At 70.1% G+C, this 21,107-nt stretch carries 19 protein-coding genes and 1 pseudogene; 10 read left to right on the plus strand and 10 right to left on the minus strand.

The window, feature by feature from the left end; all coding sequences use genetic code 11:
* Positions 1-165: 165 nt before the first annotated feature.
* Positions 166-1,215 carry an LLM class F420-dependent oxidoreductase gene (locus AB0I53_RS35280; protein ID WP_358612885.1) on the minus strand — a complete coding sequence of 350 codons (1,050 nt, stop codon included), beginning with the start codon at positions 1,213-1,215 and terminating at the stop codon, positions 166-168.
* A 97-nt stretch (positions 1,216-1,312) separates the two neighbouring features.
* Here AB0I53_RS35280 and AB0I53_RS35285 point away from each other — a divergent pair, with 97 nt between their 5' ends.
* The 6 genes from AB0I53_RS35285 (at position 1,313) to AB0I53_RS35310 (ending at position 6,593) form a co-directional block, all read left to right on the plus strand.
* Positions 1,313-2,290: an OB-fold domain-containing protein gene (locus AB0I53_RS35285; RefSeq protein ID WP_358612887.1), complete on the plus strand. Its 978-nt coding sequence runs from the start codon at positions 1,313-1,315 to the stop codon at positions 2,288-2,290.
* 19 nt (positions 2,291-2,309) lie between these two features.
* Positions 2,310-3,365 carry a thiolase domain-containing protein gene (locus AB0I53_RS35290; protein ID WP_358612889.1) on the plus strand — a complete coding sequence of 352 codons (1,056 nt, stop codon included), beginning with the start codon at positions 2,310-2,312 and terminating at the stop codon, positions 3,363-3,365.
* Positions 3,365-4,522: a thiolase domain-containing protein gene (locus tag AB0I53_RS35295; protein WP_358612890.1), complete on the plus strand. Its 1,158-nt coding sequence runs from the start codon at positions 3,365-3,367 to the stop codon at positions 4,520-4,522. The genes AB0I53_RS35290 and AB0I53_RS35295 overlap by 1 nt, the downstream gene beginning before the upstream one ends.
* Positions 4,519-5,388: a TIGR03619 family F420-dependent LLM class oxidoreductase gene (locus AB0I53_RS35300; RefSeq protein WP_358612892.1), complete on the plus strand. Its 870-nt coding sequence runs from the start codon at positions 4,519-4,521 to the stop codon at positions 5,386-5,388. The genes AB0I53_RS35295 and AB0I53_RS35300 overlap by 4 nt, the downstream gene beginning before the upstream one ends.
* Positions 5,389-5,477: 89 nt before the next feature.
* Positions 5,478-5,930 (plus strand): nuclear transport factor 2 family protein, encoded by a 453-nt coding sequence (locus AB0I53_RS35305; protein ID WP_358612894.1) that lies wholly within the window; start codon positions 5,478-5,480, stop codon positions 5,928-5,930.
* Between the two features lie 228 nt (positions 5,931-6,158).
* Positions 6,159-6,593 (plus strand): hypothetical protein, encoded by a 435-nt coding sequence (locus tag AB0I53_RS35310; protein WP_358612896.1) that lies wholly within the window; start codon positions 6,159-6,161, stop codon positions 6,591-6,593.
* 95 nt (positions 6,594-6,688) lie between these two features.
* On the opposite strand, the gene AB0I53_RS35315 is transcribed toward AB0I53_RS35310, so the two are convergent.
* Entirely contained in the window at positions 6,689-7,915 is a 1,227-nt protein-coding gene (locus AB0I53_RS35315; RefSeq protein ID WP_358612898.1) for a cytochrome P450, read from the minus strand.
* A 211-nt stretch (positions 7,916-8,126) separates the two neighbouring features.
* On the opposite strand from AB0I53_RS35315, the gene AB0I53_RS35320 reads away from it, so the two are divergent.
* Entirely contained in the window at positions 8,127-9,263 is a 1,137-nt protein-coding gene (locus AB0I53_RS35320) for a steroid 3-ketoacyl-CoA thiolase (protein ID WP_358612900.1), read from the plus strand.
* A gap of 151 nt (positions 9,264-9,414) precedes the next feature.
* Here AB0I53_RS35320 and hsaB read toward each other — a convergent pair whose 3' ends face one another.
* From hsaB to AB0I53_RS35360, 8 genes and pseudogenes are all read right to left on the minus strand, one after another.
* On the minus strand, positions 9,415-9,990 hold the full coding sequence (gene hsaB / locus AB0I53_RS35325; RefSeq protein ID WP_358612902.1) for a 3-hydroxy-9,10-secoandrosta-1,3,5(10)-triene-9,17-dione monooxygenase reductase subunit: 576 nt from the start codon (positions 9,988-9,990) through the stop codon (positions 9,415-9,417).
* Positions 9,987-10,889, minus strand: coding sequence for an iron-dependent extradiol dioxygenase HsaC (gene hsaC / locus AB0I53_RS35330; RefSeq protein WP_358612904.1), 903 nt, complete (start codon positions 10,887-10,889; stop codon positions 9,987-9,989). The genes hsaB and hsaC overlap by 4 nt, the downstream gene beginning before the upstream one ends.
* 245 nt (positions 10,890-11,134) lie before the next feature.
* Positions 11,135-11,995, minus strand: coding sequence for a 4,5:9,10-diseco-3-hydroxy-5,9,17-trioxoandrosta-1(10),2-diene-4-oate hydrolase (hsaD, locus tag AB0I53_RS35335; RefSeq protein WP_358612906.1), 861 nt, complete (start codon positions 11,993-11,995; stop codon positions 11,135-11,137).
* Positions 11,992-13,164 (minus strand): 3-hydroxy-9,10-secoandrosta-1,3,5(10)-triene-9,17-dione monooxygenase oxygenase subunit, encoded by a 1,173-nt coding sequence (hsaA, locus tag AB0I53_RS35340; RefSeq protein ID WP_358612908.1) that lies wholly within the window; start codon positions 13,162-13,164, stop codon positions 11,992-11,994. The genes hsaD and hsaA overlap by 4 nt, the downstream gene beginning before the upstream one ends.
* Before the next feature lie 44 nt (positions 13,165-13,208).
* A complete protein-coding gene (gene dmpG, locus AB0I53_RS35345) occupies positions 13,209-14,252 on the minus strand; it encodes a 4-hydroxy-2-oxovalerate aldolase (protein ID WP_358612910.1) in 1,044 nt (347 codons plus the stop codon).
* A pseudogene (locus tag AB0I53_RS35350) lies at positions 14,249-15,137 on the minus strand (acetaldehyde dehydrogenase (acetylating)). The gene dmpG and the pseudogene AB0I53_RS35350 overlap by 4 nt, the downstream one beginning before the upstream one ends.
* Positions 15,138-15,201: 64 nt before the next feature.
* Complete coding sequence (locus AB0I53_RS35355) at positions 15,202-15,990, minus strand: 2-keto-4-pentenoate hydratase (RefSeq protein WP_358612912.1); 789 nt, start codon at positions 15,988-15,990, stop codon at positions 15,202-15,204.
* Positions 15,977-17,572, minus strand: a complete 1,596-nt coding sequence (locus tag AB0I53_RS35360; RefSeq protein WP_358612915.1) for an FAD-binding protein — start codon at positions 17,570-17,572, stop codon at positions 15,977-15,979. The genes AB0I53_RS35355 and AB0I53_RS35360 overlap by 14 nt, the downstream gene beginning before the upstream one ends.
* Before the next feature lie 145 nt (positions 17,573-17,717).
* Between AB0I53_RS35360 and kstD the strand changes: the two genes are divergently transcribed.
* The 3 genes from kstD to AB0I53_RS35375 all read left to right on the plus strand — a co-directional run bounded on the left by kstD (position 17,718) and on the right by AB0I53_RS35375 (position 21,105).
* A complete protein-coding gene (gene kstD, locus AB0I53_RS35365) occupies positions 17,718-19,391 on the plus strand; it encodes a 3-oxosteroid 1-dehydrogenase (RefSeq protein ID WP_358612917.1) in 1,674 nt (557 codons plus the stop codon).
* A 230-nt stretch (positions 19,392-19,621) separates the two neighbouring features.
* On the plus strand, positions 19,622-20,758 hold the full coding sequence (locus AB0I53_RS35370) for a Rieske 2Fe-2S domain-containing protein (protein WP_358612919.1): 1,137 nt from the start codon (positions 19,622-19,624) through the stop codon (positions 20,756-20,758).
* The gene (locus AB0I53_RS35375; protein WP_358612920.1) at positions 20,758-21,105 is read left to right on the plus strand and encodes a hypothetical protein; all 348 of its coding nucleotides are present in this window, start codon (positions 20,758-20,760) and stop codon (positions 21,103-21,105) included. The genes AB0I53_RS35370 and AB0I53_RS35375 overlap by 1 nt, the downstream gene beginning before the upstream one ends.
* Positions 21,106-21,107: the final 2 nt, after the last annotated feature.

Below are 21,107 nucleotides of genomic sequence, written 5' to 3' on the forward strand. Positions count from 1 at the left end.
ACCGTCGGCACCGCGGTCGGCGGGCGGCTCGCCGACAAGGCCCCGATGAAGACGCTGTACGTCTTCCTCGGCGCGCTGGCGGTCTGTGCGCTGAAGCCGGTTCTTACCGGCTTCAGCACTCACGACACCACCAGCCGACCCGCGCGACCTACAAACTAGAACCCGTTACAGATTCTCGGCAAGCCCCAGCGCGTCCGCGACACCGCGCAGGTGCCCGGCTTCTCGGCAGCCGACCAGCAGCGTGTCCACCCCGGCCCGTTCCCACTCCCGCACCCGGTTCCGCACCGCGTCGGCGTCGCCGATGATCGCGATGTCGTCGACCATCTCGTCCGGCACGGCCGCCACCGCCTCCTCGCGCCGCCCGGCCGCGAACAGCCGCACCACGTCGTCGACGGCGGATCCGTAGTCCATCCGCCGGAACAGCTCGGCGTGGAAGTTCATCCCCGGCGCGCCCATCCCGCCGATGTAGAGGGCAAGCGATGGCTTCAGCCGCGCCCGCTCGGCCGCCGGATCGTCGGTGACGACCACCTGGCAGCTGGCCGCGATCTCGAACTCCTCGCGGCTGCGGCGCGCGCCCGGCCTGGCGAATCCCTCGGCCAGCCAGTCCTCGTACGTCGCGGCGATGCGCGGCGAGTAGTACACCGCCAGCCATCCATCGGCGATCTCGGCGGTCTGGGCGACGTTGCGTGGCCCCTCGGCGCCCAGCCAGATCGGAAGGTCGGCGCGCAGCGGATGGGTGATCGCGCGCAGCGACTTGCCGAGACCGAGCGAGCCGGGCCCGTCGTAGGGCAACGGGTGGTGCGCGCCAGCGTTGCTCACCGGCGCCTCGCGAGCCAGCACCTGCCGCACGATCGAGACGTATTCCCGCGTCCGGGCAAGGGGTTTCGCGAACGGCGCGCCATACCAGCCTTCGACGACCTGCGGGCCGGACACCCCGAGCCCCAGCACGCAGCGCCCGCCGGAGAGGTGGTCCAGGGTCAGCGCGTGCATCGCGCACGAGGCCGGCGAGCGCGCGGAGATCTGCGCGACCGAGGTGCCCAGCCGGACGCGGCTCGTCCGGGAGCCCCACCAGGCGAGCGGCGTGAACGCGTCCGATCCCCAGGACTCCGCCGCGAAGATCCCGTTGAACCCGGCGCGCTCGGCTTCGAGAACGAGTTCTTCCGAGTTTGACGGCGGTTGCGCACCCCAGTAGCCGAGCTGCAGGCCTATCTTCATCGGCGAACCTCCTCGTCCGGCGGCGTTGTTCCGAGTACTCCCGGGTCATCCTGCCCGGATATTGCCCCAAAATCGAGAACATGTTTCACTTCAGTGCGTGACTGGGCTCCCGGAACCACTCAGCGCACCGCTCGAAGTCGGCTTCGACTACACCCGATCCCTGGGACCGGTGCACGGCCGATTCGCCACCGCCCTGCGCGATCGCCGGATCGTCGGGATTCGCGGCAGCGACGGCCGGGTGCACGTACCGCCGGTCGAGTACGACCCGGATACCGCCGCCGCCCTCGACGAATTCGTGCCGGTCGGTTCGCACGGCACCGTCGTCAGCTGGACGTGGATGCCCGAGCCGCTGGAGGGCCAGCCGCTCCAGCATCCGTTCGCCTGGGCGTTCGTGCTGCTGGACGGCGCGGACACGCCGATGCTGCACGCCGTCGACGTGCCGTCGCCCGAGCAGATCAGCACCGGGATGCGCGTGCAGATCCGCTGGGCCGAAGAGCTCGGCAACGGCATCCGGGACATCGCCTGCTTCGAGCCGGCTCAAGACGTCGTGAGCGCTGAGTCCGGTAAGAACCGGAACAGCGACTCACGCCCCGAACCCGTCACGATGCTGACTTCCCCGGTGCACCTGCACTACCGGCACTCGGCATCGCCCGAGGAGAGCCGGTATCTGCGCGGCCTCGCCGAAGGGCGGCTGCTCGGCCAGCGCTGCCCGGCGTGCGCGAAGGTCTACATCCCGCCGCGCGGCGCGTGCCCGACCGACGGGGTGCCCACCGAGGAAGAGGTCGAGCTTCCCGACACCGGGATCGTGACCACGTTCTGCATCGTCAACGTCCCGTTCCTCGGCCAGCGCATCAAGCCGCCGTACGTCTCCGCGTACGTGCTGCTCGACGGCGCCGACATCGCGTTCCTGCACCTCGTGCTCGGCTGCGCGGCGGACGAAGTGCGGATGGGGATGCGAGTGCGCGCGGTTTGGAAGCCCCGCGAGGAGTGGGACACCACGCTGCAGAACATCGACCACTTCGAACCGACCGGCGAGCCCGATGCGCCGTTCGAGTCCTACGCCCAACACCTCTGAGCCCCTCCGGGAGTCCGCCGTGACAGACGTAGCCGTCGTCGGGTTCGCGCAGGCACCGAACGTGCGCGCCACCCGGGGCACCACCAACGGCGTCGAAATGCTGGTACCGATCTTCCGCGAAGTGCTGGCCGAAACCGGGCTCGCGAAGGAGGACATCGAGTTCTGGTGCTCGGGATCGTCGGACTACCTCGCGGGCCGGGCGTTCTCGTTCATCGCGGCGGTCGACGCCATCGGCGCGTTCCCGCCGATCAACGAGTCGCACGTGGAGATGGACGCGGCGTGGGCGCTCTACGAGGCGTGGGTGAAGATCCGCACCGGTGAGGTCGACACGGCGCTGGTCTACGGCTTCGGGAAGTCCTCGGCGGGCGACCTGCGCCGAACGCTCGCGCTGCAGCTAGATCCCTACTCGGTCGCGCCGCTGTGGCCGGACTCGGTGAGCATCGCCGGGTTGCAGGCCCGGCTCGGCCTGGACGCCGGCGACTGGACCGAGCACGACATGGCGGCCGTCGCCGCTCGAAGTCGCGCCGCCGCCAAGGGAAATCCCAGCGCGCAGCTGTCCGGATCGGTCGATGCCGAGGAGTTGCTCGGCAAGCCCTACATCGCCGATCCGCTTCGCGCGCACGACTGCGCGCCGATCACCGACGGCGCCGCCGTGGTCGTTCTGGCGAGCGCCGATCGGGCGCGGGAGATCCGCGAAAGGCCCGCCTGGATAACCGGTTTGGAGCATCGCGTCGAATCGGGCAGCCTCGGCTCCCGCGACCTGCGCCGATCGACTTCGACCGCCGCCGCGGCGGAAGCCGCCCGGGCCGACGGCATCGAGATCGCCGAGCTGCACGCGCCGTTCACCCACCAGGAAATCCTGCTGCGCCAGGCGATCGGGCTCGACGACTCGGTCACGATCAACCCCTCCGGCGGCGTGCTCTGCGGCAATCCGATGTTCGCCGCCGGCCTGGCCCGCATCGGCGAGGCCGCGGCGCGCGTGATGGACGGGCGGGCCGGGCGGGTGCTGGCACACGCGACCAGCGGCCCGGCGCTGCAGCAGAACCTGGTCTGCGTGATGGAGGGAAGGTCCTGATGGGCAAGCGGTTGGCGGCGGTCCTCGGGACCGGCCAGACGCACCACACCAGCAAACGGCTGGACGTCTCGATCGCCGGGCTGTGCAGGGAAGCCGCGGAGCGGGCGCTGACCGACGCCGGCCTGGACTGGCCGGACATCGACGCCGTCGTGGTCGGCAAGGCTCCCGACCTGTTCGAGGGCGTAATGATGCCGGAGCTGCACCTCGCCGATTCCCTAGGCGCCACCGGCAAACCACTGCTGCGGGTGCACACCGCCGGATCTGTCGGCGGCTCGACCGGCAACGTCGCGGCCAGCCTCGTGCAGGGCGGCGTGCACCGCCGGGTGCTCGCGGTGGCGTTCGAGAAGCAGTCCGAATCCAACGCGATGTGGGCGCTGTCGATCGTGCCGCCGTTCAGCATGCCGGTCGGCGCCGGCGCGGGCGGCTACTTCGCACCGCACGTCCGGTCCTACATCCGCCGCTCCGGGGCGCCCGGGCACATCGGCGCCATGGTCGCGGCGAAGGATCGGCGCAACGGCGCCCGGAACCCGTACGCGCATCTCAAGCAGGGTGACATCACGCCGGAATCGGTGCTGGCCTCGCAGGTGCTGTGGGATCCGATCCGCTACGACGAGACCTGCCCGTCCTCCGACGGCGCGTGCGCGGTGATCATCGGGGACGAGCCGGCTGGCGGCCCTGCCGCGTGGATCCACGCCACCGCGATGCGCACCGAGCCGACCACCTTCGCCGGGCGGGACCAGGTGAATCCCCAGGCCGGCCGGGACGCGGCGGCGGCGCTGTGGAAGCAGGCGGGCATCACCGATCCGCTGTCCGAAGTGGACACCGCGGAGATCTACGTGCCGTTCTCCTGGTTCGAGCCGATGTGGCTGGAGAACCTCGGCTTCGCGGCCACCGGCGAGGGCTGGAAGCTGACCGAGGCCGGGGAAACCGCGATGGGCGGGCGGCTGCCGGTCAACCCCTCCGGCGGCGTGCTGTCGTCGAACCCGATCGGCGCGTCCGGGCTGCTGCGGTTCGCCGAGGCGGCGATGCAGGTGACCGGCAAGGCGGGCGAGCACCAGGTGGACGGGGCCCGCACCGCACTCGGCCACGCCTACGGCGGTGGTTCCCAGTACTTCTCGATGTGGGTCGTCGGAGCCCAGAAACCGGGGGAACGATGAAGTTCACGCTGTCCGTCGCGATGAGCCCGCTCGACCAGCTCACCGAGCTGGCCCGAACCGCCGAGGAATGCGGCTTCGACTCGATCGCCCTGCCCGATTCGCTGTTCTACTCCGAACAGGTCTCAGCGGCGTACCCGTACACCCCGGACGGCTCGCGGATGTGGACCGCGGAAACGCCGTGGGCGGACCCGCTGGTCGCCGCCGCGGCGATGGGCGCGGCAACCTCGCGCCTGCGGTTCTACACCTCGGTCCTCAAGCTCGGGCCGCGCAATCCGGTGCTGCTGGCGCGGCAGCTGGCGTCGGTGGCGGTGCTCACCGGCGACCGGTTCGGCCTGGGCATCGGGCTCGGCTGGGCGCCGGAGGAGTTCGAGTGGTGCGGCGCGCCGTACGCGAAGCGCGGCGCGCGGGTGGACGAGGCGATCGAGGTCCTGCGCCTGATCCTCGGCGGCGGAATGGTGGAATACCACGGCGAATTCTTCGACTTCGACCGCCTGCAGATGAGCCCGGCACCGGCGCGCCCGATGCCGATCTACGTCGGCGGGCACACCGATGCGGCGCTGCGCCGAGCGGCCCGGGTGGGCGACGGCTGGGCATCGGCGATGATGGGCATCGACGACCTGCGCAGCACCATCGGCCGGCTCGCCGAGCTGCGCGCGGAGTTCGGGCGAGCGGACGAGCCGTTCGAGATCCAGGCGGTGTGCGTGGATCGCTTCGGCGCCGACGGCTACCGGGAACAGGCCGAGATCGGCGTGACGGACGCGATCGTGGTCCCCTGGCTGTTCGACGGCCACGGCTTCGACGCGGACCTGAGCACCAAGCAGGCGTCGCTCGCCAAGTTCTCCGGTAACGTGATCAACAACGTGTGACCGCGCCCCGGGCGCAATTTCGCGAGGAATTGACGTTCATCCGGTCGTTTTCACGCGAAACTGACACGCACCGGACCAGGAGGCAGGACGTGGACGAGGACAGCAAGGGCGTGCACTGGGCGGCGACCCGCGAGCCGCACCCGGCGCGCGAAGCGGCGCTGGCGTCGATGAGCGCGGTGGCGCGCGGCGCCAAGGACGAGTGGGTGGCGCTGTTCGCGCCGGACTGCGTCGTGGAGGACCCGGTCGGCCCGTCGGTCTTCGACCCCGAGGGCCACGGCCACCACGGCCGCGAAGGCATCGCCGCCTTCTGGGACCTGGCGATCGCCCAGGCCGGCCGCATCGAGTTCCACATCGACGACTCCTTCGCGGCGGGCCGCGAAGCGGCCAACATCGGCCGGGTCACCACGGTCCTCCCGGACGGCAATGCGATGGACGCCGAAGGCGTGTTCGTCTACCACGTCGACGACGCCGGCCTGATCCGCTCGATGCGGGCGTTCTGGGAATTCGACCGCGCAATGGCCACCACCCGCCAGGAGAACTGACGCCGGCGCGCCGCGGAGAGCTCCCGATTCCCGAAGGCCCGGGTACCTGATGGGATTGCGATTTCGCGCGAAATCGGCGCCCTGCGGTCACGCCTCATACGTACCCGTAGCCAAGCTGAAACGAGCCCTGCGAATCGGAAACCCGCCTCGCCGCGTTCGGACTGCGGCGGGGCTCCGAGCGTTTCGAATTTCGCGTGAAGCGCGTGGCGCCCCCATTACCATCGCGCCATGGTCGGCTGGCTACGGCGGAAATCCGAGAAAGCACAGCCCAGTGCTGCAACCACGGACGAGAGCACGCCGTGGCGTGGCGGCGATCTGATCGCCGAGCCGATGCCGGTCTCGGTCGGCCGGCAGGGGCGCAAGACCGTGCCCGGAGTGCTGCTGAGCGCTGGCGAGGTGCAGGTTCGGTTGCACGCGGACGAGCTGCGGCAGCTCGCCGCCGGCAAGCTGGACATCGTCGAGTCGGTCGGCGACGAGCCGCTCGCATTCCTGGCCAGGGCGAGCGCGGCCGCGCCGGATTCCCTCGCCGCCGAGCAGACACGGGACCTGCCCGCGGACTCGGTGGTGCCCCTCCCCGCTTCCACGACGTCGCCGCCGATCGCCGTGCTCACCGGAGACGCGCTGGCCGACTTCACCCGGTGGGCGCGGGGTCTGACCGGCTAGACCCAGAAGTTTCCAATTTTAGGCAGAATTGGACTTCCTTCTAGACGAGAGGCGCCCTCGGCCGAGTTGCTCGGCCGAGGGCGCTCTTCGGCTGATCAGTTGTACTGGACCTGGACTTCCTTGATTCCGTTGAGCCAGCCGGAGCGGAGGCGGCGCGGGTCGCCCACCCGCTTGATGTCCGGCATGTGGTCCGCGATCGCGTTGAAGATCAGGTCGATCTCCAGGCGCGCCAGGTTCGCGCCGAGGCAGTAGTGCGCGCCGTTGCCGCCGAAGCCGACGTGCGGGTTCGGGTCGCGGGTGATGTCGAAGCGCTCCGGCTCGTCGAAGACATCCGGGTCGAAGTTCGCCGAGCTGTAGAACATCCCGACCCGCTGGCCCTTCTTGATCTCCACGCCGCCGAGCTCGACGTCCGCCGTCGCGGTGCGCTGGAACGCGACCACCGGCGTCGCCCAGCGCACGATCTCGTCGGCCGCCGTCGACGGGCGCTGCTCCTTGTAGAGCTCCCACTGGTCCGGGTTGTCCATGAACGCGAGCATGCCGTGGGTGATGGCGTTGCGGGTGGTCTCGTTGCCCGCCACCGCCAGCAGGATCACGAAGAAGCCGAACTCGTCCGCGGTCAGCGCGTTGCCGTCGATGTCGGCCTGCACGAGCTTGGTCACGATGTCGTCCATCGGGCAGCCGCGGCGCTGCTCCGCCATGTTCGCGAAGTAGCCGAGCATCTCGGCGGCGGCGACCTCCGGCTGGATGTCGTACTCCGGGTCGTCGTAGCCGATCATCTGGTTCGACCAGTCGAAGATCTCCTTGCGGTGCTCCTGCGGCAGCCCGAGCAGTTCCGCGATCGCCTGCAGCGGCAGCTCGCAGGCCACGTCGGTGACGAAGTCGCCGCTGCCGCGTTTGCGGGCCTCGGTGGCGATGTGCTGCGCGCGGTCGTGCAGCGCCGCCTCCAGGCTGTTGATGGCCCGCGGGGTGAAGCCCCGCTGCACGATCTTGCGCAGCTTGGTGTGCTGCGGCGGATCCATGTTGATCATGATGAACCGCTGCAGCTCGATCTGCTCGCGGGTCATGCCCTCGTTGAACCGGATCACGGCGGTGTTCTCCCAGGTGGAGAACACGTCGCTGCGCCGGGAGACCTCCTTGACGTCGGCGTGCCTGCTGACCACCCAGAACCCGCCGTCGTCGAACCCGCTTCGACGGTCGGGCTGCCGGTTCCACCACACCGGCGCGGTGCGGCGGAGCTCGGCGAACTCGGCCAGCGGTAACCGTTCGGCTAGCAGGTCGGGGTCGGTGAAGTCGAAGCCCTCCGGAATGCGCGGTGCGACCACGGATACCTCCTACAGCGGCGCGAGATCCGACCGAAGAATTGGAACGGGTTCTAAGCAAGAGAACCACACTTCCAAGATTCAGTAAACCCCTGTAACTACCGTTGAATCGAGCAAGAGAACGCGCTTTCGACCAGGCCCGATTAGCGCACTTGTAAAGACAGCAGAACGTGTTCTAGTTTTGAACGCGGAGACCGTCCGAGAGGAGATCCAGGTGGGCAATCCGGTGATCGTGGAAGCGGTCCGCACGCCGATCGGCAAGCGCCGCGGCCGGCTCTCGGGGCTGCACGCCGCCGAGATCCTCGGCGCCGCGCAACGCGGCCTGCTCGACCGCGCGGCCATCGACGCCGCCGAGGCCGACCAGGTGATCGGCGGCTGCGTGACCCAGGCCGGCGAGCAGTCGAACAACGTCACCCGCACGGCGTGGCTGCACTCCGGCCTGCCGCACCAGGTCGGATGCACCACGGTCGACGCGCAATGCGGATCGGCGCAGCAGGCCACGCACCTCATCGCGGGGCTGATCGCCGCGGACGCGGTGCGGGTCGGCATCTCCTGCGGCGTCGAGGCGATGAGCCGCGTGCCGCTGCGCAGCAACCTCGGCACCGACGTGGGCATGCCGCGGCCGGACACCTGGGACATCGACCTGCCGAACCAGTACGAGGCGGCGGACCGCATCGCCGCGCGCCGCGGCATCGGCCGCGAGGACCTGGACGCCTTCGGCCTGCGCTCCCAGGACCGCGCGCAGGCGGCTTGGCGGGAGGGCCGCTTCGACCACGAGATCGTCCCGGTCCGCGTTCCCGGCGCCGATCCGGTGACCCGCGACGAGGGCCTGCGCGAGACCAGCATGCAGGCCCTGGGCGGCCTGAAACCCGTTCTGGAAAACGGGATGCACACGGCCGGGACGTCGTCGCAGATCTCCGACGGCGCGGCGGCCGTGCTGCTGGCCGACGCCGACCGGGCCGCCGAGCTCGGCCTGCGCCCGCGCGCGCGGATCGTCGCGCAGTGCCTGGTGGGCGGCGAGCCGTACTACCACCTGGACGGCCCGGTGCAGGCCACCCAGCGGGTGCTGGAGCTCAGCGGCATGAAGGTCGGGGACATCGACGTCTTCGAGGTGAACGAGGCGTTCGCCTCGGTGGTGCTGTCGTGGGCAGCGGTGCACGAACCGGATCTGGACCGGGTCAACGTCAACGGCGGCGCGATCGCGCTGGGCCACCCGGTCGGCAGCACCGGCGCCAGGCTGATCACCACCGCCCTGCACGAGCTGGAGCGCCGTGACGCCACGACGGCGCTGATCACGATGTGCGCCGGAGGCGCACTGGCCACGGGCACGATCATCGAACGGCTCCGCTGACCGCTCCGAGGCGAACGGCCCGTTCACCTCGGTAGCCGAGGCGAACGGGCCATTCACTCCAACCACCCAACACCGGCGCGCACGAATCGGACCGAAGTGAACGGACCCTTCGTCTCGATAGGCGGAATGGACAGGCCGTTCGCTTCGGGTGTTACAGCCAGTCGTCGGGGTGGATCGTGGTGAGGAACAGATCGAGATCCGTTGGCGGGGCTTGGGCTGCTGAGGCGAGGCCGGCGTAGGCGCCTCGGTAGAACAGCAGCGGGGCGTCGGCGGTGGTTTCGCCGAGGGCTCGGACCCGGCCGATGGCGATGTAGTGGTCGCCCGCTTCGTGCACCGCCTCGACGTCGCAGTCGATCCAGGTCAGCACGCCGTCGATGATCGGGGCACCGGATGGCGCCGGGTGCCAGCGGAGGCCGGCGAACTTGTCGTCGCCGCTGCGGCCGAACACGGTGCTGACCGGTTGTTGCGACTCCGCCAGGACGTTGACGCAGAACCGCCCCGCTCGCTCCAGCACCGGCCAGGCCCGGGAAGTCCGGGACGGGCAGAACAGGACCAGCGGCGGGTCCAGGGACAGCGCCGCGAACGACTGGCAGGCGAAGCCCACCGGCCGCTCGCCGTCCGTCCCCGTCACCACCGTGACGCCGGTGCCGAAGTGCCCCAGCACCCGCCGGAACGCCGCCGGCTCCGCGGTGAGCGACACCCGCGCCCCCGCCTCGTCGCCGGTCATGGGCGGGCGCCGACGCTGAAGTCGTGGCCCCACAGGCTGACCGCCGTGCTCTCGCGGGCGATCCAGTCCTCGTCGTCGACCTGCCTGCCCTCGCAGCCGAACTCGACGTCGAAGCCGCCGGGCGTCTTCATGTAGAACGACAGCATCAGGTCGTTGACGTGGCGTCCCAGCGTCGCCGACATCGGCACCTTCCGCCGCTGCGCGCGATCCAGGGTCAGGCCGACGTCGTCGACGTCGGCGACCTCCACCATCAGGTGCACGATCCCGCTCGGCGTCGGCATCGGCAGGAACGCCAGGCTGTGGTGGCGCGGGTTGCAGCCGAAGAACCGCAGCCAGGCCGGGTCCCCGTCCGCCGGGCGGCCGACCAGTTCCGGCGCCAGCCGCATCGAGTCCCGCAGCCGGAAGCCCAGCACGTCGCGGTAGAACCGCAGCGCCGCCTCGTCGTCGTGGGTGGACAGCACCACGTGCCCGAGGCCCTGCTCCTCGGTGACGAACCGGTGGCCGTACGGGCTGATCACGCGGCGGTGCTGCAACGCCACGCCGTGGAAGACCTCCAGCCCGTTGCCGGACGGGTCGCTGAACGTGATCAGCCCGTTGACCCGGCGGTCGGCGAGCTCGTCGGCCGTGCCTTCCTTGTACGGCACGCCCGCACTCTCCAGCCGGGCCCGGACCTCGTCCAGTTCTCCTGCGTTGGCGACCTCCCAGCCCGACGCGCCGAGCCGGTCCTGCTCGCCGGGCAGGATCACCAGGCGCGCCGGGAAGTCGTCCATCCGCAGGTACAGCGCGTCCGGGTCGGATCCGGTGCCTTCGACCATGCCGAGCACCTTCAGCCCGAACACCCGCCACGCATCGACGTCGGTCGCCTCGATGCGCAAGTAGCCGAGCGAACGAATGCCCACGACGGGCCTCCTATTGATTGTCTTGATTTTGGCTTGCGTAGCGGTGCAGGTAGCGGCCCCCCTGCGGGAATTGCGGTCGCCTTCTCGCTGTGGGATCCCCGACATCATGAATGCCAATTCACCACGTCGGGGACTGGCCTCGCCGAGAGCCCCTTCGGGCGGGCACAGCCTGAGAACCCGCGGCGGTGCAAGCTGCGTCCCACACCGCAAGCGGCTGACGCCGCTTATAAACCAGTTCCCTCAAGTCAGTCGAGCAGGAAATCCTTGGCGATCCGGTTGAATTCGGCGAACTTCTCCACCTGCGCCCAGTGCCCGCAGCGGCCGAACACGTGCAGTTGCGCGCGCGGGATCAGCTTCAGCGCGACCAGCGCGCCGTCCAGCGGGTTGACCCGGTCCTCGCGGCCCCAGATGAGCAGGACGCGCTGCCGCAGGCGGTAAGCCTCCCGCCACAACATGCCTTCCTCGAAGGTGTCCGGGTGCATGAACGACGCGCCCATCGCCCGCATCGCGGCCAGCGATTCGGGAGTCGCGGCGGCGGCGTAGCGCTCGTCGATGAGCTCGTCGGTGATCAGCGACTGGTCGTAGACCATGCTCCGCAGGAAGTCGGCGAGCTTCTCCTTGCTGGGGCCCGGCGGCGCGCCGAAGGCGCTGAGCTTGCGGACGCCTTCGGTCGGATCCGGCGCGAACGCGTTCAGGCTCAGGCCGCCGGGGCCCATCAGCACCAGCCGCCCGGTGCGGTCCGGGTGGTTCAGCGCGAAGCGCACCGCCGTGCCGCCGCCCAGCGAATTGCCCAGCAGGTGCGCGCGCTCGATGCCGAGCTCGTCGAGCAGCTCCAGCAGCGCGGTCGCGCTGTGCGTGAAGTACTGGCTGTGCTCGGTCGGCTTGTCGGAGCGGCCGAAGCCGGGCTGGTCGACGGCGATGGCGTGGAAGTCCTCGGCGAAAACCCCGAGGTTGCGGGAGAAGTTGCTCCACGAGGAAGCCCCGGGACCACCGCCGTGCAGCATGACCACTGTGGACGCCGAAGGATCGCCGGCCTCGTGGTAGTGCAGGGTCAACCCGGAGCGCAACTTCGCGGTCCGGCTCGTCGTGTCGAAATCGACCGTCATACCATCGAATCCTTAACTGGGATGCCGAATTCTCCGGAACCGAACATCAGGTAGGCACGCTCCAGGTCGTTGGCCGCGTGCACGCGGCCGGCGTGCGCGTCGCGCCAGAACCGCTGGATCGGCGTGCCCGACCACAGCGCCCGCCCGCCGGAGTTCTCGAAGAGCCGGTCGATCGCCGAGATCGCCCGCGCCGTGCCGCGCACTTGGTCGCGCCGCGCGCGCAGCCGCAGCGACATCGGGACTTCCTCGCCCGCCTGCACCAGCGCGTACTCCTCGGCGAGGTTGTGGGTCAGTTGCAGCCACGCCGCGTCGATCTCGCTGGCCGCCTCCGCGATCCGCACCTTCGCGAACGGGTCTTCCTTGGCCTTCTCCCCCGCGTACGCCGCCCGCACCCGCTTGGCCTGGTGCGCCACGTGCGCGTCGTAGGCTCCTTGGGCCATGCCGATGATCGGCGCGGTGATGGTCGACGGATGCACCGTCCCCCAAGGAAGTTTGTACAGCGGCGAGGTGTTGACCTGGTGTCCCGGGCACTGCGTCTTGGACATCGACACGAAGCTCAGCGCCCGGTGCTGCGGGACGAAGACGTCCTCCACGACGATGTCGTTGCTGCCGGTGCCGCGCAGGCCGACGGTGTCCCACACGTCTTCGATCCGGTAGTCGCCGAGCGGCAGCAGGTACGTGCAGAAGTCGACTGGCTTGCCGTCGTCACCCAGCACCGGCCCGCCGAGGAACACCCACGACGCGTGGTCGCAGCCGGAGGAGAAGCTCCACCGCCCGCTGAGCCGGTAGCCGCCGTCGACGATGGTCGCCTTGCCCATCGGCGCGTACGACGAGGAGACCCGCGTCGCCGGGTCGCTGCCCCAGACGTCGTCCTGGGCCTGCTCGGAGAACAGGGCCAGGTGCCAGGGGTGCACGCCGAGGATCGACGCCACCCAGCCGGTCGAGCCGCACGCGCTGCCGATGAGCCGTACCGCGCCGTAGAAGTCCAGCGGATCGGCCTCGTAGCCGCCGTAGCGCTCTGGTTGCAGCAGCGCGAAGAAACCGGCCTCCTGCAGGGCCGCGATGGTCTCGTCCGGGATCTTCCGGCCGTCCTCGGCCTTCTGCGCGCGGTCCCGCAGGACCGGCAGGAGTTCCCGCACCCGTTCGACGACTGCTCGACTGTCCTTCATCGGCCGCTCCCGTTTCCCGAGTTACCACAGGCTAGAACATGTTCTCATTCGTGTCGATCCCGCTGCAGTTCCAGCGCGATGTCGATGAGCTGGTCCTCCTGGCCGCCGACGAGCTTCCGCTCGCCCGCGCGCACCAGCAGCGCCGCCTCGCTGACGCTGTAGCGCTCGGCCTGGCGGGCGGCGTGCTTGAGGAAGCTGGAGTACACCCCGGCGTAGCCCATCATCAGCGCGGAGCGGTCCAGCAGGCATTCCTCGGGCATCGCCGGGCGCACCACGTCCTCGGCGGCATCGGCGATGGCGAAGAAGTCGATCCCGGTGCGGATGCCGAGCTTGTCGCACACGCCGACGAACGCCTCGACCGGAGTGTTTCCCGCCCCGGCACCGAAACGCCGCGCGCTGCCGTCGATCTGCACCGCACCGGCTCGTGCCGCGGCGACGGAGTTGGCCACGGCGACACTGAGGTTTTCGTGCCCGTGGAAGCCGACCTGCGCCTCGCCGCCGACCTCCGCGACGAGCGCCGACACCCGCTCGGCCACCTGCTCCAGCACCAGGGCACCGGCCGAGTCGACGACGTAGACGCACTGGCAGCCCGCGTCGACCATGATGCGCGCCTGCTTCGCCAGCGACTCCGGCGGCTGGGAGTGCGCCATCATCAGGAATCCGACGGTCTCCAGGCCGAGTTCTCGCGCCAGGCCGAAGTGCTGTTCCGACACGTCGGCTTCGGTGCAGTGCGTGGCGATCCGGCACACCGAGGCGCCGTTGTCGCGGGCGATGACGATGTCGTCGGTGACGCCGACTCCGGGCAGCATCAGCACGGCGATCTTGGCGTTGCGCGCCGTCTCGGCGGCGACGGTGATGAGTTCTTGTTCGGGCGTATGGGAAAACCCGTAGTTGAACGACGATCCGCCCAGCCCGTCGCCGTGGGTCACCTCGATGACCGGCACTCCCGCGCCGTCCAGCGCGGCGACGATGTCGCGCACCTCGGTCGCGGTGAACTGGTGGCGCTTGTGGTGCGAGCCGTCGCGCAGCGAGGTGTCGGTGATCCGCACGTCGAGCGCGTCGGAATAGTTGTTCGGCAGGCCGGTCATCGCACTGCCTCCTTCCTGACGAGCTCCTCCCCCACCCGCACCGCGGCGGCGGTCATGATGTCCAGATTCCCGGAGTACGGCGGCAGGAAGTCTCCGGCGCCCTCGACTTCGACGAAGATCGCCGCTCGCGCCATGCCGCCGGTGGCCGGCGATGGCGGGTCGAACTGCGGCTCGGCCAGCAGCCGGTAGCCGGGCACGTATTCGGCGATTTCGGCGGCCATCTTGGTGATCGACGCGCCGATCGCGTCGGTGTCGGCGTCGGCCGGGATGGCGCAGAAGATCGTGTCGCGCATGATCACCGGCGGGTCGGCCGGGTTCAGCACGATGATCGCCTTGCTCGGCGCCGCCCAGCACCTCGATGCCGGTGCTGGTGGTGCGGGTGAACTCGTCGATGTTGGCGCGCGTGCCCGGCCCGGCCGACACCGACGCGACCGACGCGACGATCTCGGCGTACGCGACCGGCACCACCCGCGACACCGCGTGCACCATCGGGATGGTGGCCTGGCCGCCGCAGGTGATCAGGTTCAGGTTCGGCGCGTCGAGGTGCTGGTCGAGGTTCACCGGCGGCACCACGTAGGGCCCGACGGCGGCCGGTGTGAGGTCGATGGCGCGGATGCCCGCCTCGGCGTAGCGGGGCGCGTTGGCCCGGTGCACCTTCGCCGAGGTGGCCTCGAAGACCACGTCGGGGCGGTGGTTCTCGAGCAGCCAGTCCACGCCGTCCGCGCTCGCCGCCACCCCGAGATCCGCCGCCCGGCGCAGGCCCTCGCTGGCCGGGTCGATGCCGATCATCCAGCGGGGTTCGAGGTGCGCGGAGCGGCTCAGCTTGTGCAGCAGGTCGGTGCCGATGTTGCCGGATCCGACGATCGCCGCGGTCGCCTTGCCCATTCCGCCTCCTTTCTGCAGGTCAGGGGTCGTGAGTGACAAACCGGGCTGGAGCCCGGTTTCGCGCTCACGACCCGAACGACACCGACACGGAGCCCAGTTCGGCTCCGCCGCACCGGAAGTCGGCGCGGAACTCGTCACCGGGCGACACGTCGATCGCACGGGTGCAGGAGCCGGGCAGCACGACGTTGCCGGTCCGCAGCCGCACACCGAAGGCGGCGACCTTCCGCGCCAGCCAGGCGACGGCGGTGGCGGGGTTGCCCAGCACCGCGTCGGACCGGCCGTGCTCGATGGCCTCGCCGTTGCGCCACAGCACCGCACCGATCCGTTGCAGGTCAACGGAATTCGGCTCGATCCGCGCCACGCCGAGCGCGAAGCCCGCCGAGGAAGCATTGTCCGCGATCGTGTCCACCAGGCTGATCCGCCAGTCCGCGATCCGGCTGTCGATCAGCTCGATCGCCGGCACCAGCGCCTCGGTCCCGGCCAGCACGTCGGCCTCGGTGCACTCCGCGGGCAGGTCCGCGCCCAGCAGGAACCCGACCTCGACCTCGACCCGCGGCACGCAGTACCGCCGCGGATCCACCGGTTCGCCCTCGGGCAGCCGCATGCTCGCCAGCAGGTGCCCGTAGTCGGGCTCGGACACGCCCATCATCTGCTGCATGACCGGTGAGGTCAGCCCGACCTTGTGGCCGATGACCGGCTCGTCGCGCCGGCGCACGTTCAGCAGCTGGATCTCGTAGGCGTCGACCGGGTCGAGCCGCGGGATCGTCTCGATCAGCGGCGGTATCGGCGCGCGATCGCGCTCGGCGTCCCAAAGCCGTTGCGCCACCTCGGCGCGCGCGTCAGCTGCCAGCATCCGTCCACTCCTTCGCCGAGTTTTCTCCGGCCCGGCGGCCGGAGAACACGCAGTCGGCCAGCGACAGCCCGCTGATGTAGGACTCCGAGCACACACCGACCGCGGAGCGACCGGCCGCGAACAGCCCGGGAACCGTGCCGCCGTGCTCGTCCCTCACCTGCCCGGTGTCCTCGTCGACGAGCAGCCCGCCGAGTGTCAGCATCGGGCACGGGTAGGCCAGGCTCGGCCGGATCGACACGTCCAGCAGCGCGTACGGCGGCTGGTCCAAGGCCTGGATGAACTCCGCGGGTTTGCCTGCCGGATCGGGTTTTCCTTCGCGCGCAGCCACATTGTGACTGTCCACTGTGTCTCTCAATCCCGCCGCGTCGACACCGGCTTTCCGCGCTACCGAGTCGAGAGTGTCGCCGGTCGCCGCGGTCGAGAGCAGGTAGTGGGCTTGCAGTCGCTGAAACCACACCGTCTGGCTGCGCAACTGCTGCTTGGCGAGCCGCCGCAACCCCTGGTCGATCAGCAGCCACCCCTGGCCGTCGTGCTGCTCGATGAGCGCCTGCCCGTGCGCGGCGCCGTAGCGCGATTCGTCGCCGATCCGACGGCCATCCCGATCGACGAGGACGCCACTGAGCATCGCGCTGGGCGGGCTGATGAATCGCCACGCCGAGACCCGGTCCAGCTTGCCGAGCGCGCCACCGGCGCCCTGGCCGAGCCGGATGCCGCTGCCGTCGTCGCCTTGCGTGCCCAGCGGCAGTCCGCCCCGGTAGGCGGGCGCGAAACGCCGCATCATCTCCCGGTTTGCCACGAATCCGCCCGCCGCCAGGATCACCGCCCGGTCCGCGTGGATCCGCACGGCTTCGCCCTTCCGCTCCAGCCGCTCGACCCGCCCGTGCAGCAGCCGCGCCAGCTTCGGCATGTACAGCCCGGGTTTCGCCGCGACGCGGCTCAACGCCCGGTGCGCCCGGCGAGCGGCTCCGCCGACCCGCTCGCAGTCGACCGCGCAGACCCGGCCATCGGCATCCAGCACCAGCTCGCGCGCGCGGGTCTCGGTGAGCACCTGGACTCCGGCCCGGCGCACCGCTTCCGCCAGCGCCGCGAACAGCACCTTCCCCGACGTGCCGCGGCCCTTCGTGCGGTGACCGCGCGGGGCGGGCGCGGCGACGTCCCGGAAGCCGCCCGCCGCTTCGCTGCCCGAGTAGTAGAGGTAGTGCCGGTTGCTCGGGTACGACGTCTTGTACGGGCAGAGGCTTCCCTCGAACGGCACGCCCTGCTGCTCCAACCAGGTGATCATGTCGGCGCTGGAGTCGCAGAACCGGCGGAGCGTGTCCGTGCCGACCGCGTCGCCGACCTCTTCCCGCAGGTAGGCGTACATCGCCTCGGGCGTGTCCGACACGCCTGCCTCGCGTTGCTGCCGCGTGCCGCCGCCGGCGTAGACGACGCCGCCGGACAGCGCGCTGGCACCGCCGCCGCCGAACCGGTCGATCAGCACGACGCGGGCGCCCTCGCGGGCCGCTTCGAGCGCGGCGCAGGCCCCGGCGACGCCGAAGCCGACGATCACCACATCGGCGTGCAACGCGCTGCGCTGGACCATCGCATCCCTCACCGGTTTGGAACAGGTTCTCTTTGTCGTTTCGTCGAGTCAACTGCCTGTTTTCTGGCTACACCATAGCGCCACTGGCGCAGAAATCTATAACATGTTTCAGTATTGATCGCGAGGTTGGCGCGAGGGAGGTGCGATGACCGCAGGGACACCCGATGCCCGCTCGGAGTTCGACGTCGTCGTGGTCGGCAGCGGCGCCGCCGGGATGACGGCGGCGCTCACGGCGGCCCGGCAAGGACTCGACGCCGTGCTCGTGGAGAAGGCTGCGAAGTTCGGCGGCTCCACGGCCCGCTCCGGCGGCGGCGTGTGGATTCCGAACAACCACGTGCTCGGCGAGGCCGGGATCGCCGACAGCCCGGAGGCCGCGCGCACCTATCTCGCCCACATCGTCGGCGGCGCGGTCGACGCCGAACGACAGGCAGCTTTCCTGGACAACGGCCCGCGGATGCTCGCCGAGGTCCTGCCGAGCACGCCGCTGCGCATGCGGTGGGTGCCCGAATACGCGGACTACTACCCGGAAGCCCCCGGCGGCCGGGTGGGCGGGCGATCCATCGAGGCGGCACCGCTGGACGGCCGGGTGCTCGGCGACCTGCTCGCCGATCTCGAACCCGGCTACGGCAAGGCCCCGGCGAACCTGGTCGTCACCCAGGCCGACTTCCGGTGGCTGAACCTGCTCGCCCGCCACCCGCGCGGCCCGCTGCGCGCACTGCGGGTGGGAACGCGCTGGCTGCTGGCCAGGATTCGCGGCCGGCGCCTGCTCGCGCTCGGTCAAGCGCTGGCCGCGGGACTGCGGGTCGCGCTGCGGGACACCGGCGTGCCCTTGTGGCTGAACACCCCGCTGATCGACCTCCAGCACGACGGCGGCCGGGTCACCGGCGTCGTCGTCGAGCGCGACGGCGAGCGCCGGACGCTGGTGGCGCGGCACGGAGTCGTGCTGGCGGCAGGCGGTTTCGAGCACAACGAGCAACTGCGCAAGCAGCACCAGCGCGAGCCGATCGGGACACAGTGGACCGTTGGCGCGAAGGCCAACACCGGCGATGCGATCACCGCCGCGCAGCGGCTCGGTGCCGCGACGGACCTGATGGACGACGCGTGGTGGGGGCCGTCGATCCCGCTGCCCGGCGGGCCGTGGTTCTGCCTCGCCGAACGAACCCTGCCCGGCTGCATCCTGGTCAACGGCAAGGGAGAGCGGTTCGTCAACGAGGCCGCGCCGTACGTCGACGCGGTGCACGCCATGTACGGCCCCGGTGACGGGCCCGGAGAGCACATGCCGACCTGGCTGATCGCCGACCAGCGCTACCGCAACCGGTACATGTTCGCGGGCCTGGGCCCGCGGCAGCCGTTCCCGGGCCGCTGGTTCAAAACCGGGGCCATCCAGCGGGCGGCCACGATCGAAGCGCTGGCCGAGCGCATCGACGTGCCCGCCGATGCCCTGCGCGGCACGATCGAAAGATTCAACGGCTTCGCGCGCGACGGGGTGGACGCCGACTTCGAGCGCGGCGCCTCCGGATACGACCGCTACTACGGCGATCCGCGCAACAAGCCGAACCCGAGCCTGGGCGCTCTGGAGGTCGCACCGTTCTACGCCGTGAAGATCGTGCCGGGCGACCTCGGCACCAAGGGCGGCCTGCGCACCGACGTGCACGCGCGGGTGCTGCGCGAGGACGGCACGCCCATCGACGGCCTCTACGCGGCGGGCAACACAAGCGCCGCCGTGATGGGCCGCACCTACGCCGGGCCGGGCGCAACCCTCGGCCCGGCGATGACCTTCGGATATCTCGCCGCGCGACACCTGGCAACTGAGGAGTGATTCCGTCAATGGGCTTGCTGGGCGGTGCGGGTGGCGGCCCCCTGCGGGAGTTACGGCCGCCGTCTGGACTGCGGGATCCCCGACTTGTGTATGTCCAATACGCGGCGCTGGGGCTGTCCTCGCCAGGCGACGCCTGAGAACCCGCGGCGGTGCAAGTTGAGTCCCCACCGCATGCGGCTAACGCCGCATTCCGAAAAGAACTCTGAGGCGGTACGAGCGAAAGGGACGAGATGACGGCGGCAAACAACGACGAGGTGCGCACCATCGACGTCGGAACCCCACCGACCCGGTACGCGCGCGGCTGGCACTGCCTCGGACCTGCCGAGCAGTTCAAGGACGGCGCACCGCACGCCGTGGAGGCGTTCGGCACCAAACTCGTGGTGTTCCAGGGCGAGGACGGCGGCCTCAACGTGCTCGACGGCTACTGCAGGCACATGGGCGGCGACCTCACCCAGGGCACCATCAAGGGCAACGCGGTCGCCTGCCCGTTCCACGACTGGCGCTGGGCGGGCAACGGCCGCTGCGTCGGAATCCCCTACGCCAAGCGGATTCCGCTGCGGGCCCGCACCAAGGCGTGGCACGCGATGGAGGAGAACAAGCAGCTGTTCGTGTGGAACGATCCGCAGGGCAACCCGCCTCCGGCGGACGTGACGATCCCGCACCTGCCGGAGGCGTTCTCCGGCGAGTGGAGCAACTGGACCTGGGACACCGTGCGCATCGAGGGCTCGAACTGCCGCGAGATCGTGGACAACGTGGTGGACATGGCGCACTTCTTCTACATCCACTTCGCGTTCCCGACCTACTTCAAGAACATCTTCGAGGGCCACGTCGCCAGCCAGTACCTCACCACCAAGGGGCGCCCGGACATCGGCGCAGGCACCTACTCCGGCAGCGACAACCAGGTGCGCTCGGAGGCGTCGTACTACGGGCCGTCGTACATGATCGACCGGCTGTGGAACGAATACAAGGGCTACACGATCGAGACGATCCTGATCAACTGCCACTACCCGATCACCGCCGACTCGTTCGTGCTGCAGTGGGGCGTGCTGGTCAAGAAGCTGCCGGGGCTCTCCGACGAGCAGGCCGACAAGCTGGCGGCCAAGATCGCCAAGAACACCGGGGTCGGGTTCCTGCAGGACGTGGAGATCTGGCGGAACAAGACGCGGATCGACAACCCGCTGCTGTGCGAGGAAGACGGCCCGGTCTACCAGCTGCGCCGCTGGTACGAGCAGTTCTACGTGGACGTCGAGGACGTCAGCGAGGACATGGTGGCGAGGTTCGAGTTCGAAGTGGACACCAGCCGCGCGAACGAGGTGTGGGAACGGGAAGTCGCGGAGAACCTCGCGCGCAAGAAGGCGGAGGGCTGATGACCTGGGCCAAGGCACCGGATCTCGCCGATCAGCCCGCGGCGCTGGCCAGGGTGCGCGAGGGCACGGCCGCCGACCGGGACGACTACCTGCGGTCGGGGCTGTGCCCGGTCGAGTGCGGGCGCTGCGGCGTGCGGGTGCTGGCGAAGAAGAACAGCCCGCAGCACACCAGCATCCAGTGGACCGCCGAAGGCGCTCGTCGCTGCGCGACGTTCGCCGACCGCTCGGCGGGCGAGGTCGCCGAAGCCTGCGCCGACGTGCTGGCGAGCATCGACGCCGCGGCCCGCGACGGCCACCTCACCACGTCGCACGATTCCAACGGAGATCACAGCCGCGATTTCCATTGAAA

Source organism: Saccharopolyspora sp. NPDC050389, assembly GCF_040655595.1.
GTDB lineage: Bacteria > Actinomycetota > Actinomycetes > Mycobacteriales > Pseudonocardiaceae > Saccharopolyspora.